This window comes from Stenotrophomonas sp. YJH_SMC_36 (assembly GCF_059369935.1).
This window is the reverse complement of sequence record NZ_JCAFTD010000008.1, coordinates 121,536-133,248: the sequence shown is the minus strand read 5'-3', so window position 1 is coordinate 133,248 and position 11,713 is coordinate 121,536. Positions and strand designations below refer to the sequence as shown.

Below are 11,713 nucleotides of genomic sequence, written 5' to 3'. Positions count from 1 at the left end.
CCGCGGTCAGGGGCGGTGCGGATCGTTCAACGCCTGCTCGAACAGCTCCCCCTGCACCACCGGTTCCTTGTCGCGGAAACCGCCCAGGCCGACGCCCACCAGGCGATAGCGCGTGTCGGCCGGCAGGTCCACGCGCGCGCGCAGCGCCAGCGCGGCATCGCGCAGCTCCTCCATCGATTCCGGCGGGCGGTCCGGGGTGAAGCTGCGGGTAAGGATGCGGAACTGCGCCGTCTTCAGCTTCAGCACCACGGTGTGGCCCACGCGTTCCGTCCGGCGCGTGGCGTTCCAGGTCTTCTCTGCCAGCTGCACGATGGCCTCGCCCAGGTCTTCAAGCAGCAGGTCCTCGGCAAAGGTGTCCTCGGAAGAGATCGACTGCACCGGCTGGTCCGGCTCCACCGGCCGTTCATCGACGCCGCGTGCACGGTTGTAGAGGCTGCGGCCGAAGCTGCCGAACGCGTCTTCCAGATCCGCCAGCGCCCATTGCCGCAGGTCACCGCAGGTGATGATGCCGCGCGCCGTCAGTTTGCCTTCCATCACCTTGCCCACGCCGGGCACGCGGCTGACCGGCAGCGGCGCCAGGAATGCGTCCACCCGTTGCGGTGGAATCACGAACTGGCCGTCGGGCTTGCGCCAGTCCGAGGCGATCTTGGCCAGGAACTTGTTCGGCGCGATGCCCGCTGAAGCGGTCAGCTGGGTCTCGTCGCGGATCTGTGCGCGGATCGTGCGTGCGATCTCGGTCGCCAGCTCGATGCCACTTTTCGGCTCGGTCACGTCCAGATAGGCCTCATCCAGCGACAGCGGCTCGACCAGGTCGGTATGGCGCAGGAAAATCTCGCGCACCTGGCGCGACACGGCCTTGTAACGCGCGAAGTCCGGCGGCACGAAGATCGCGTCCGGGCACAGGCGCTCGGCACGCATCGCCGGCATCGCCGAACGCACGCCGAACACGCGCGCTTCGTAGGACGCCGCGCATACCACCGAGCGCGCACCGCGCCACGCCACCACCACCGGCCTGCCGCGCAGTGAGGGATCGTCGCGCTGCTCCACCGACGCGTAGAAGGCGTCCATGTCGACGTGGATGATCTTGCGCAGTCGGGTCATGTCAGGTGTACGGGGCGGGTTCGGCGTGGGTGGGCCACACGCCGAGGTATGGTCGTTGCACATCAACAGGATGCGCGTATTCCATTGAAAACACTACGGTTGCGTACGGTTGAAATGTTTGATCGGCAGCGCTTCCAAGGGCATTCTCGAGCACTTGTATCCCTGTTCGTCGCTTCCAGGATTGCGTTTCATGACTCGTCTCCACGCGTTCAACCGCGACCAGCTGCTGGCCAGCGCACGCGGTGAACTGTTCGGCGCCGCCGCCGGCCGTCTGCCCAACGACCCGATGCTGATGTTCGACCGCATCACCGACATCCGCGAGGACGGCGGCCCGCATGGCAAGGGCATGGTACGCGCCGAACTGGATATCCGCCCGGACCTGTGGTTCTTCGGCTGCCACTTCATCGGCGACCCGGTGATGCCCGGCTGCCTGGGCCTGGATGCGATGTGGCAGCTGACCGGCTTCTACCTGACCTGGCTGGGTGCTCCCGGCAAGGGCCGCGCCCTGGGCTGCGGCGAGGTCAAGTTCACCGGCCAGGTACTGCCGGACGCCAAGCGCGTGCGCTACGAGATCGACATCACGCGCGTCATCAACCGCAAGCTGGTGATGGCCCAGTCCGACGCCCGCATGTATGTGGACGATCGCGAGATCTACAACGCTCGCGACCTGCGCGTGGGCCTGTTCACCGAAACCGGGAGCTTCTGATGCGTCGTGTCGTCATCACCGGCATGGGCATCACGTCCTGCCTCGGCAATGATCTGGATACCGTCTCTTCCGCACTGCGCGAGGGGCGTGCCGGCATCACCGCATTGGCCGACCACGCCGAAGCGGGCCTGCGCAGCCAGATCGGCGGTCGTGTCGACCTCGACCTCGACGCCCTGATCGACCGCAAGCAGAAGCGCTTCATGAGCGATGCAGCAGCGTTCGCCTACATCGCCATGCGCGATGCCATCGCCGATGCCGGGCTGGACGAGGCGCAGGTCAGTGGCCTGCGCACCGGCCTGATCGCCGGCTCCGGCGGCGGCTCCAGCGAGTGGCAGATCGGCGCGGTCGATCTGCTGCGTGCACGTGGCGTGCGCAAGGTCGGCCCGTACATGGTGCCGCGCACGATGTGCTCCACCGTGTCGGCGTGCCTGGCCACCGCGTTCCAGATCAAGGGCGTGAGCTACTCGCTGTCGGCGGCCTGCGCGACGTCGGCGCACTGCATCGGCGCCGCCGCGGACATGATCCGGCACGGCGCGCAGGACATCATGTTCGCCGGCGGTGGTGAAGACCTGCACTGGTCGATGAGCGTGATGTTCGATGCGATGGGCGCGCTGTCGACCAGTTTCAACGACACCCCGGCCAACGCGTCGCGCCCCTACGACAAGGACCGCGACGGCTTCGTCATCGCCGGTGGTGGCGGCATGCTGGTGCTGGAAGACTACGATCATGCGGTTGCGCGCGGCGCACGCATTTATGCCGAGCTGATCGGTTATGGCGTGACATCCGATGGTGCGGACATGGTGGCACCGTCCGGCGAGGGCGCGGTGCGCTGCATGAAGATGGCACTGCAGAACGTGGACCGCCCGCTGGACTACCTCAACACGCACGGTACCTCGACCCCGCTGGGCGATGTCACCGAACTCAACGCGATCCGCGAGGTGTTCGGCGAGGCCGTGCCGCCGCTGTCCTCGACCAAGGCGCTGTCCGGCCATTCGCTGGGCGCGGCCAGCGTGCACGAAGCCATCTACTGCCTGCTGATGATGCGCGATGGCTTTGTTGCCGGCTCGGCCAACATCAGCGAGCTGGACCCGGCGGTGGAAGGTTTCCCGATCCTGCGCGAAAGCCGCGCACAGGTGCTGGACAGGGTGATGTCCAACAGTTTCGGCTTCGGCGGCACCAACGCGGCCCTGGTGTTCGGTCGGGTCTGATCGCCCGCCATTGGGCTGCACGGTCGCCGGGCATGGCCCGGCGCTACCGCGTAGTCGGCAGCACCGCCTCTGGTAGCGCCGGGCCATGCCCGGCGCAAAGGCAGCGCGCGCCTACGCCGGGCGCGGCAGCAGCGGCAGCAGCAGGGCGTGCGCGTCGCGCAGCGAGCCGACGATGCGATGGCCGAGCGCGCGCAGTTCCTCATCGGGATGCACCAGGTCCGGCACCTGGATCACGGTCATGCCTGCGGCCAACGCCGCACGGGTCCCCGCAGGTGAGTCCTCCAGCGCCAGGCAGCGCTCCGGCGCCTGCCCCAGCCGCTGTGCGGCCAGCAGGTAGATGTCCGGCGCCGGCTTCGGCCGCGCCACGTCGCCACTGGTGATCACTGCATCGAAGTACGGCAGCAGACCGGCAGCGCCCAGCTTGCGGTTGGCCCGCGGCTGACGCGTGGTGGTCGCCACCGCACGCGGAATCGCATGCGCCTTCAGCAGTTCCAGCAGCTCCAGGATGCCCGGCCGCAGAGGCAGGCCGGTCTGCGTGCGTTGCTCATACAGATCATGGCAGCGCAGCGCCATCGCCTCGATCACACTGTCCTCCACGCCCTGCTGGCGCAGCAGCGATTGGCTGTCGCGATCGCCAAGGCCGACCATGCGCACGAAGAAGGATGCATCCAGCGGCAGGCCGAACGCTTCGGCAGCCTCACACCAGCAGGCGATGGACACCCGCTCGCTGTCGATCATCAGGCCGTCCATGTCGAAGATGACGGCGTCGGGAAGAAACGGCAGCGCAGCGATGACAGTCATGGAGCGAACAGCGTATCCAGGTCGGTGGAGGTCAGCAGCCGCCATTGCCCCTCGGCCAGCCCCTCCAGGTCCAGGCCACCGACGCGGCTGCGGTGCAGTGCCTGCACATGGTTGCCGGTAGCGGCGAACATGCGGCGCACCTGATGGTAGCGGCCTTCATGCAGTACCAGGCGCGCCTTGCGTGGACCCAGCACCTCCAGTTCAGCCGGCAGCAGGGCGGTCTTCTCCGACTCCAGCATCAGCGTGCCGCTGGCGAACAGGGCCACTTCGTCGCCGCGCAGGTCTTGGGCCAGCTCCACCTCGTAGACCTTGGGCAGTTTCGACTTCGGCGAGATGATCCGGTGCAGCAGGCCGCCATCATCGGTCAACAGCAGCAGGCCGCTGGTGTCGCGGTCCAGCCGGCCGACCGTGGACAGCACCGGGTCGCGGTCGCGGAAACGCGGCGGCAGCAGATCGTAGATCAGGCGGCCGGTGTCCTTGGTCGAGCAGGTGTAGCCGGCTGGCTTGTGCAGCGCGATCGACAACCCCGGCGGCGGATCCAGCGGCTCGCCGTCGACCCGCACGGCCTCGTGCGGCACCTGGTCGTCGGCATACAGCACCTCGCCGTCGGCATCGGTGATACGGCCTTCGCGGAACATCCACTGCACCTGCTTGCGGCTGCCATAGCCCAGGTTGGCGATGTGCTTGACCAGCTTCATCGGCCCTTCCCCTTTACCGCTTCGACCAGCTTGAACCCGTCACGCTCGGCGACCACGCGCACCGCGCCGAAGCTGTCGTTGAGCGTGTGTTCGTACGGCAGGTGGCGGTTGGCCACCACATACAGGCAACCACCCGGGCGCAGCGCCTGCGCCGCCACGGCGATGAAGCGCTGGCCGATATCCGGCCGGTCCGCGCGCGACGGGGTATGGAACGGCGGATTGCTGATGATGACGTCGTACCCCGGCTCGATGCCGGCGGTGACGTCCCGCCACAGGAAGCGCAGCGGCAGCGGGCGCGGCGGTGGTGCAAGATTCAGCTCGGCCAGTGCCAGGGCCCGCTGCTCGGCTTCGTACAGATCCAGCGCGGTGATCTTCGGGCAACGCTCCAGCAGCTCGCGCGACAGGTAGCCATAGCCGGCCCCGAGGTCGGCCGCGCGTCCGGCCAGATCGGCCGGAAGGTGCTCGGCCAGCAGCGCCGAAGCCGGGTCGATGCGGTCCCAGGCGAACACGCCCGGGCGGCTGAGGAAGCGGCCACCCACGATCGGCCGCACCGCATCCAGCGCGCTCCAGCGCTTGGCCAGGTCGGCATCGTGCTGGCCCTGCAGTGGCGGGGTCCAGTACACCCGGCAATGGTTCTTGGTCAGGCTGCCGCCGAGGCCGGCCAGCTGCTTGAGGTCACCTTCGCCGGAGCGCGCGCCCTCGTTGTTGGACTGGCAGGCGACGATGCGGCCCCCTTCTGCGGCCAATGCCAGGGCACGGGCGAACAGCGCGCGGGCCTCCTCGCGCTGGCGCGGCGGCAGCACCAGCACCAGCGGGTAGCGGCCCCGGCCCGCGACATCGTCAAGCTGGCCGCTGACGGTCCAGCCGGCGGCCTGCTGCAGGGGCTGCGCGAACGGCGCAAAACTCTGCTCGCAGTGCACCTCGCGCCCGCCGGCCTGCTCACGCAGTGGCCAGCCGTCGCGGGCACGCAGGAACGCAACCGGCCCGTCCGGCCAGCGCAGCGCGCCCTGGGAGAACGGCAGGAACAGGGTCTGCAGGGGGGCGTCGTCGCTGGCGGCCATCGGCGCGGTTACTTGAAGCGTGAGGGCCGTCCATTGTACCGGCTCGCGCGGTCCGGCCCGGCAGGCCACTTTGCGAAACTTCAACGGGGCATTGATGCCCCAGCAACATCGGACCCTTCAGGGTAGAGGTCCCCCGAGACTTCCAGCAGGAGAATCCGCATGCGTGCCTTGTTCGTCGGTGGCGTGGTCGACAACAGCGAAATGGACCTGGAAGGCAGCCATCCTCCCGTGCACTACCCCGAGGACACCGGCGGTGGACATTCACGCTACCGGCTGCACCAGGTCGGCCACGGCGCCGATGGCAGCGTGGCATACGCGGTATACGGCGCACCGGACCTGGCCGACGACGAGGTGGCGCGGGTGGCGGAGGAGCGCGCCTATGCCCGGCGGTTCGAGGCAACCCCGACGGTGTTCGAGCACTGACGTGCCTGTCGCGCCCGAGCCCAGGCCCGGGCCTGCGGACCGCAGCCGGGCGTGAGCCCGGCCCCCTGCCGGATCACGTCGTTCTGGGTGGCAGCTGGCGGATGCTGGCGATCTCGTCGAGCCAGACGTGATGCTGCTGCACCGGCGTGTCGTAGTCGTCCAGGCGCAGCTGGCCGTTGCTGCCTTCATCGCCGGCGTCGTTGCGGTACTGCTGCACCGTTGGTCGCACGGCGACCGTGCCCAGCAGGCGGCGGCCATCAAGCAGGGTCAGTTCGACCTGCGTTTCACCATCGAGCTGCGGCAGCAGGGATTCCAGGCGCGCGATCTGGGACGGGTCGGTATGGATGCGTGGAGCAATACGGGACATCGGAGAACCTCCTGCGTGCAGGGTCGCCGATCCACCGTGAATGCTCAGTGCAGCGCGCTGTCGGCGCGCGGCACCTGCACCTTGCGCACCGCAGCCACCAGCTGGGCCACCGAGTACGGCTTGGCCACATGCTCCTGGAAGCCCGAGGCCAGCGCGCGCCGGCGGTCATCCGCTCGCGCCAGCGCGGTCACGGCCACCGCCGGCAGGGTCGCCGCATCCACGCCCATGTCTTCGCGCAGGGTGCGCACCAACCCATAACCATCCATACCCGGCATGCCGATGTCGGTCAGCATCACGTGGTACTGCAGGTGGCCGGCATCGGCCAGCAGCGCCAACGCTTCGCCGGCCGAACTGGCAGCCGACACCGTCGCGCCCTGCTCTTCCAGCATGCGCCGCAGGTACTCCAGCACTTCCGGCTGGTCTTCCACGGCCAGCACGTGCATGCCCCGCAGCGGATAGGGCTCGACGACCACCGGCTCCAGAATCGGCCCGCTGATCACCTCGCGCAGCGGCCGCCGCTCGGCATCGGGCAGATGCTGCGGCAGGCGTACGGTGAACGTGGCACCGTGGCCATGGCCTTCGCTGGCCGCAGTGACCGTGCCGCCGTGAAGCTCGACCAGCTGCTGCACGATCGCCAGGCCCAGGCCGAGCCCACCATGGCGGCGGGTGGTGGTGCCGTCGGCCTGCCGGAAGCGGCTGAACAGATGATTGAGGAACTCCGGAGCAATACCATCACCGGTATCGCGCACGGTGATCTCCCAGTGCTTGCCGTCGGCCCGCAGCTGCATCTCGATGCGGCCCTCGGCCGGCGTGAACTTGATGGCGTTCGACAACAGGTTCCAGAACACCTGCTGCAACCGCGTCGCATCCCCGAGCACCAGGCTGGGCTGCTCAGGCAGCCGCAACTGCACGTCCAGTGCCTTGCCCTCGGCCACCAGCTCCTGCGCGCCGATCGCCTCGCCCAGCAGTTCGCGCAGGTCCAGCACTTCCACTTCCAGCTGCACCTTGCCCAGCAGCATGCTGCTGAGGTCGAGCATGTCCGAGATCAGCCGCTTCTGTGCACCGGCGCTGTTGGCGATCACGCCCAGCCCCTTGTACAGCGGGCTGGTGTTGTCGACACGCTGCAGCAAAAGCTCGCTCCAGCCAAGGATGGTGGTCAGCGGCGTGCGCAGTTCGTGCGACAGGGTCGCCAGGAATTCATCCTTCAGGCGCGCCATGTTCTCGGCGGCACTGCGTGCGGCGCGCTCGGACTGCAGCAGCTCTTCACGGGCCAGTTCGATCTCGCGGCGCTCGGTCACGTCCGGACTGCTGCCGGCCAGGCCGATGAATCGACCCATCCGCGAGAATCGCGGACGCGCGTTCATTTCCAGCCATCGCCACTGTCCGTCCGCACGCCGTGCGCGGACGAGGGCATGCATGGAGCGTTGCGCCTTCAACGCTTCCTGCAGTTCGTACTCGAACACCGACGCATCATCCGGATGCACCAGGCCGCGCCAGACATCCTCCGGCACACGCGTCTCGTCGCCACCAAAGAACTCACTGAAGGCGCTGTTGACGAAGCGCGCATGTCCGCGCTCATCCAGCACCCAGACCGGCATCGGCAGGCCATCGGCCAACGCGCTGAACCGGGCCTCGCTCTCGCCCAGCTCCAGCTCCATCTGCTTGCGTGCGGTGATGTCGAAGAACAGGATGCCGACCTTGTCCTCGCCGGGGCGGCCCACACGGACCGCGTCCACCGCGAACGAGCGCCCCAGCGCCCGCGCTTCCATCTCGAACTGCGCTGGCCGTCCGCTGCGCGCCACCTCGCCGTAGATGCGGTACCAGTCGCTCTCGTGGTTCGGTTCCAGCGCGCTCATGCACTTGCCGCGGGCGTCCTTGAGACCGGTGTGGCGCTCGAAAGCGTCATTCACCTCAAGGAAGCGGTAATCCACTGCGCGATCGGCGTCGAACATGACCTGGATCACGCAAAAGCCGGCGTTGATGCGTTCAAGCACACCGCGATGCAGGTCGGGTTCGGGCGCCGGAACCATCAAGGGCGGGCGCTCCGCGAGGGGCGGCAGTGTGGACAAGGGCGTCTGGGGCGTACCGGATGGAGGCACAGCATCTTCCAAAGGACGTATTCACAGCGTCAAGCGCCGTCAGTCATGGTTGACGACCATGAATTGGCGGCAACCGCCGACGCTGTTGACGCATTCGGCCATTGCTGGGCCCCGCCGGCAGGATCACACTCGATGCGAGATCAACATCCGCCCCCATTCCGGGGACGCAGGAGACCGCCATGAACCGCTCTCTGTCCGCCACCCTGCTGCTGGCCGCGGCCCTTGCCGCGGGTGCTGCGAACGCCGCGCCGCGCACCGTCACCAGCCCGGATGCGCCGCGCACGCTGCAGGCCGACGGCCCGGTCAACGTGCAGTGGAACGATCCGGCGACATTCACCGAGATCCGCCAGAGCCACAACCGCTTCGAGGCCGAACGCGGCGACTGGGTGCAGCAGCTGGCGCGCTACCTGCAGACCAGCGCCGCCAAGCCGCTGCAGGCCGGGCAGACGTTGGACATCACCCTGGTCGACATCAAGCGCGCGGGCGACTACGAACCGTGGCATGGCCCGCGCGCCAATGACATCCGCGTGATGCGCGACATCTATCCGCCGCGCATCACCCTGCAGTACACGCTGAAGGACGCCAGCGGCCGCATCGTCGACGAGGGCGAGGCCAAGCTGACCGACACCGGCTACCTGCACACCCTCGGGCTGCGCAGCGACAGCGATCCGCTGCGCTACGAGAAGCGGCTGATCGATGACTGGGTGAAGCGGCAGTTGACCGCCCAGGCCACCGCCGCGCGTTGACCGGCACCCGCCGGGCATGGCCCGGCGCTACCTGTGCATTTCCGACACCCGCCGGGCATGGCGCTTTGGACATCCGGTAGCGCCGGGCCATGCCCGGCGGCGCATCAATCGCGGTAGACGCGGGCGACCCGCTTGACCGCGCAGGGCAGCTGGTAGGCGCTCACCCCGCAACGTGGCGCCAGTTCCGAAAGCGTCGGGGCCTGCCCCCACAGTTCCACCACACTGCCAACGCCGGCCTGTGCATGTGCGGTCAGGTCCACCGTCAGCATGTCCATCGAAACCCGGCCGATCAGCACACCAGGCTGGCCGTCGATCAATACCGGGGTGCCGTTCGGCGCGAACTGGGGATAGCCGTCGGCATAGCCCAGGGCCACCACGCCCACGCGTGTACGCGCCTTGGCCACGAAGCGCGCGCCATATCCCACCGGCTCACCGGCTTCGATCCAGCGCTCGGCAATCACCTTGGACTGCATGGTCATCACCGGACGCAGCCGCCCGGTCAGATCCGTGTCGTCCGGCAGCGGGTTGGCACCGTACAGCATCAGCCCCGGGCGCACCCAGTCGCTGCGCACGTCGGGCCACCCCAGCAGGGCCGGCGAATTGCACACACTGGTCTCACCCTGCAGGCCCTCGATTGCACGTGCGAAGGTGGCGGCCTGTTCGTGGGTACGTTCGCTGTCCAGTTCATCGGCACGCGCCAGATGGGTCATCAGCACGATCCGCTCCACCTGCGGCATCGCCTGCAGGCGCGCGTGTGCGGCGCGGAAGGTCTCCACGTCCAGACCCAAGCGATGCATGCCGCTGTCCAGCTTCAGCCAGACCGTCAACGGATGCGGGCTGTCGAAGGCAGCCAGCGCCTCCAGCTGCCACGGCGAGCCGACCGAGAACCACAGCGAATGCTCGGCCACCAGCGCCATCTCGCTGGCTTCGAAAATGCCTTCCAACAGCAGGATGGGCGCGCGGATACCGGCCTTGCGCAGCTCCAGCGCTTCTTCGATGGTCGCCACCCCGAAGCCGTCGGCCTCGTCTTCCAGGGCCTGCGCGCAGCGCACGGCGCCATGGCCATAGGCATCGGCCTTGATGATCGCCAGCGCCTTGCCGCCCCCCAGCTCGCGGGCGAGCCGGTAGTTGCTGCGCAGCGCGTGCAGATCGATCAGCGCGCGGGCAGGACGCATGTGCGGCTCTCGTGTTGCGGGGCATGGCCGAACTGGCCGTAGCGGAAGATGTCCAGGCCTTCAGTGCTGATCTGTGGCTGGCGTGCACTCATCAGGTCGGCCAGGTAGCGACCTGAACCACACGCCATGGTCCAGCCCAGGGTGCCGTGACCGGTGTTGAGATACAGGTTGCGGAAGGGCGTGGCGCCGATCACCGGCGTGCCATCCGGCGTGGCCGGGCGCAGGCCGGTCCAGAACTGCGCGCGCGACAGGTCCCCGCCCTTCGGGTACAGGTCACGAACCACCAGCTCCAGGGTCTCGCGGCGACGCGGTGACAGCGACAGGTCGAAACCGGCCACCTCGGCCATGCCACCGACACGGATGCGGTTGTCGAAGCGGGTTACAGCAACCTTGTAGCTCTCATCGAGGATGGTCGAGGTCGGAGCCATGGCCGGATCGGTGATCGGCAGGGTCAACGAATACCCCTTCAGCGGGTACACCGGCAGGCGCATGCCCAGCGGCGCGACCAGCGCCGGCGAGTAACTGCCCAGCGCGACCACATAGCGGTCGGCAGTCTCCAGCTTGCCGGCGATGCGCACGCCGGTGATGCGCTCTCCATCCGACTCGATGGCGCTGATGTCCTGGTCGAATCGGAACTCGACACCGGCGTCGGTGCACATCTGCGCCAGGCGGCGGGTGAACAGCTGGCAGTCGCCGGTCTGGTCGCGCGGCAGGCGCAGCGCACCGACCAGGCCATCAACATGGGCCAGCGCCGGCTCCGCGGCGATGATGCCGGCGCGATCCAGCACTTCGTACGGCACGCCATAGCGGGCCAGGATCTCGATGTCCTGTGCCGAGGCATCCAGCTGCTGCTGGGTGCGGAACAGCTGGGTGGTCCCCAGGTCGCGCCCCTCGAACTCGATGCCGATCTGCGCGCGCAGCTCGTTCAGGCAATCGCGGCTGTACTCGGACATGCGCACCATGCGCGCCTTGTTGATCGCATAGCGCTCGTGGGTGCAGTTGCGCAGCATCTGCCACAGCCAGCGGTACTGGGCCAGATCCATGCCGGGACGGATCGCCAGCGGCGCATGCTTCTCGAACAGCCAGCCGATCGCCTTCTTCGGCACGCCGGGCGCGGCCCAGGGCGAGGTGTAGCCGAATGACAGCTGGCCGGCATTGGCGAAACTGGTCTCCAGCGCGGGGCCGGGCTGGCGGTCGACGACCGTGACATCAAACCCGGCCTGTCGCAGGTACCAGGCACTGGTGGTGCCGATCACGCCGCTGCCGAGAACTAGGACTCGCATGGAAATTCTCCAACCCGATCATTCCCTGCGCTTGAGCACGACAGG

12 protein-coding genes are annotated in these 11,713 nt (G+C 68.1%); 4 read left to right on the top strand and 8 right to left on the bottom strand.

The window, feature by feature from the left end; translation table 11 throughout:
* Window positions 1–6: 6 nt before the first annotated feature.
* The gene (gene dinB / locus AC5P76_RS16235) at window positions 7–1,101 is read right to left on the bottom strand and encodes a DNA polymerase IV (RefSeq protein ID WP_065175379.1); all 1,095 of its coding nucleotides are present in this window, start codon (window positions 1,099–1,101) and stop codon (window positions 7–9) included.
* A gap of 190 nt (window positions 1,102–1,291) precedes the next feature.
* Between dinB and fabA the strand changes: the two genes are divergently transcribed.
* On the top strand, window positions 1,292–1,807 hold the full coding sequence (gene fabA / locus AC5P76_RS16230) for a 3-hydroxyacyl-[acyl-carrier-protein] dehydratase FabA (RefSeq protein WP_053518264.1): 516 nt from the start codon (window positions 1,292–1,294) through the stop codon (window positions 1,805–1,807).
* A complete protein-coding gene (gene fabB, locus AC5P76_RS16225) occupies window positions 1,807–3,015 on the top strand; it encodes a beta-ketoacyl-ACP synthase I (RefSeq protein ID WP_253119828.1) in 1,209 nt (402 codons plus the stop codon). Before fabA ends, fabB begins: the two co-directional genes overlap by 1 nt.
* Window positions 3,016–3,126: 111 nt before the next feature.
* Here fabB and AC5P76_RS16220 read toward each other — a convergent pair whose 3' ends face one another.
* From AC5P76_RS16220 to AC5P76_RS16210, 3 genes are read right to left on the bottom strand one after another with little or no spacing between them, the layout of a single operon-like run.
* Window positions 3,127–3,816: an HAD family hydrolase gene (locus AC5P76_RS16220; protein WP_193396637.1), complete on the bottom strand. Its 690-nt coding sequence runs from the start codon at window positions 3,814–3,816 to the stop codon at window positions 3,127–3,129.
* Entirely contained in the window at window positions 3,813–4,514 is a 702-nt protein-coding gene (locus AC5P76_RS16215) for a pseudouridine synthase (protein ID WP_065175382.1), read from the bottom strand. Before AC5P76_RS16215 ends, AC5P76_RS16220 begins: the two co-directional genes overlap by 4 nt.
* On the bottom strand, window positions 4,511–5,575 hold the full coding sequence (locus tag AC5P76_RS16210; protein ID WP_253119825.1) for a class I SAM-dependent methyltransferase: 1,065 nt from the start codon (window positions 5,573–5,575) through the stop codon (window positions 4,511–4,513). Before AC5P76_RS16210 ends, AC5P76_RS16215 begins: the two co-directional genes overlap by 4 nt.
* A gap of 159 nt (window positions 5,576–5,734) precedes the next feature.
* On the opposite strand from AC5P76_RS16210, the gene AC5P76_RS16205 reads away from it, so the two are divergent.
* Window positions 5,735–5,998 carry a hypothetical protein gene (locus AC5P76_RS16205; protein ID WP_053518254.1) on the top strand — a complete coding sequence of 88 codons (264 nt, stop codon included), beginning with the start codon at window positions 5,735–5,737 and terminating at the stop codon, window positions 5,996–5,998.
* Between the two features lie 73 nt (window positions 5,999–6,071).
* Here the strand turns inward: AC5P76_RS16205 and AC5P76_RS16200 are convergent, their stop codons facing one another.
* Window positions 6,072–6,365 carry a DUF3247 family protein gene (locus tag AC5P76_RS16200; RefSeq protein WP_253119822.1) on the bottom strand — a complete coding sequence of 98 codons (294 nt, stop codon included), beginning with the start codon at window positions 6,363–6,365 and terminating at the stop codon, window positions 6,072–6,074.
* Between the two features lie 44 nt (window positions 6,366–6,409).
* The gene (locus AC5P76_RS16195) at window positions 6,410–8,395 is read right to left on the bottom strand and encodes a hybrid sensor histidine kinase/response regulator (protein ID WP_065175384.1); all 1,986 of its coding nucleotides are present in this window, start codon (window positions 8,393–8,395) and stop codon (window positions 6,410–6,412) included.
* A gap of 248 nt (window positions 8,396–8,643) precedes the next feature.
* Between AC5P76_RS16195 and AC5P76_RS16190 the strand changes: the two genes are divergently transcribed.
* Complete coding sequence (locus AC5P76_RS16190) at window positions 8,644–9,210, top strand: DUF3016 domain-containing protein (RefSeq protein ID WP_053518248.1); 567 nt, start codon at window positions 8,644–8,646, stop codon at window positions 9,208–9,210.
* Window positions 9,211–9,314: 104 nt separating this feature from the next.
* On the opposite strand, the gene alr is transcribed toward AC5P76_RS16190, so the two are convergent.
* Window positions 9,315–10,385 (bottom strand): alanine racemase, encoded by a 1,071-nt coding sequence (gene alr, locus AC5P76_RS16185; protein ID WP_128988033.1) that lies wholly within the window; start codon window positions 10,383–10,385, stop codon window positions 9,315–9,317.
* Window positions 10,364–11,668 (bottom strand): D-amino acid dehydrogenase, encoded by a 1,305-nt coding sequence (locus AC5P76_RS16180; RefSeq protein WP_053518245.1) that lies wholly within the window; start codon window positions 11,666–11,668, stop codon window positions 10,364–10,366. The genes alr and AC5P76_RS16180 overlap by 22 nt, the downstream gene beginning before the upstream one ends.
* Window positions 11,669–11,713 lie beyond the last annotated feature (45 nt).

Bases quoted from the DNA above. Each gene is read 5' to 3' on its own strand.
- AC5P76_RS16210 (WP_253119825.1), bottom strand. From the start codon at position 5,575: ATGGCCGCCAGCGACGACGCCCCCCTGCAGACCCTGTTCCTGCCGTTC.
- AC5P76_RS16190 (WP_053518248.1), top strand. From the start codon at position 8,644: ATGAACCGCTCTCTGTCCGCCACCCTGCTGCTGGCCGCGGCCCTTGCC.
- alr (WP_128988033.1), bottom strand. From the start codon at position 10,385: ATGCGTCCTGCCCGCGCGCTGATCGATCTGCACGCGCTGCGCAGCAAC.
- AC5P76_RS16205 (WP_053518254.1), top strand. From the start codon at position 5,735: ATGCGTGCCTTGTTCGTCGGTGGCGTGGTCGACAACAGCGAAATGGAC.
- fabB (WP_253119828.1), top strand. From the start codon at position 1,807: ATGCGTCGTGTCGTCATCACCGGCATGGGCATCACGTCCTGCCTCGGC.
- fabA (WP_053518264.1), top strand. From the start codon at position 1,292: ATGACTCGTCTCCACGCGTTCAACCGCGACCAGCTGCTGGCCAGCGCA.
- AC5P76_RS16200 (WP_253119822.1), bottom strand. From the start codon at position 6,365: ATGTCCCGTATTGCTCCACGCATCCATACCGACCCGTCCCAGATCGCG.
- AC5P76_RS16220 (WP_193396637.1), bottom strand. From the start codon at position 3,816: ATGACTGTCATCGCTGCGCTGCCGTTTCTTCCCGACGCCGTCATCTTC.
- AC5P76_RS16195 (WP_065175384.1), bottom strand. From the start codon at position 8,395: ATGGTTCCGGCGCCCGAACCCGACCTGCATCGCGGTGTGCTTGAACGC.
- AC5P76_RS16180 (WP_053518245.1), bottom strand. From the start codon at position 11,668: ATGCGAGTCCTAGTTCTCGGCAGCGGCGTGATCGGCACCACCAGTGCC.
- dinB (WP_065175379.1), bottom strand. From the start codon at position 1,101: ATGACCCGACTGCGCAAGATCATCCACGTCGACATGGACGCCTTCTAC.
- AC5P76_RS16215 (WP_065175382.1), bottom strand. From the start codon at position 4,514: ATGAAGCTGGTCAAGCACATCGCCAACCTGGGCTATGGCAGCCGCAAG.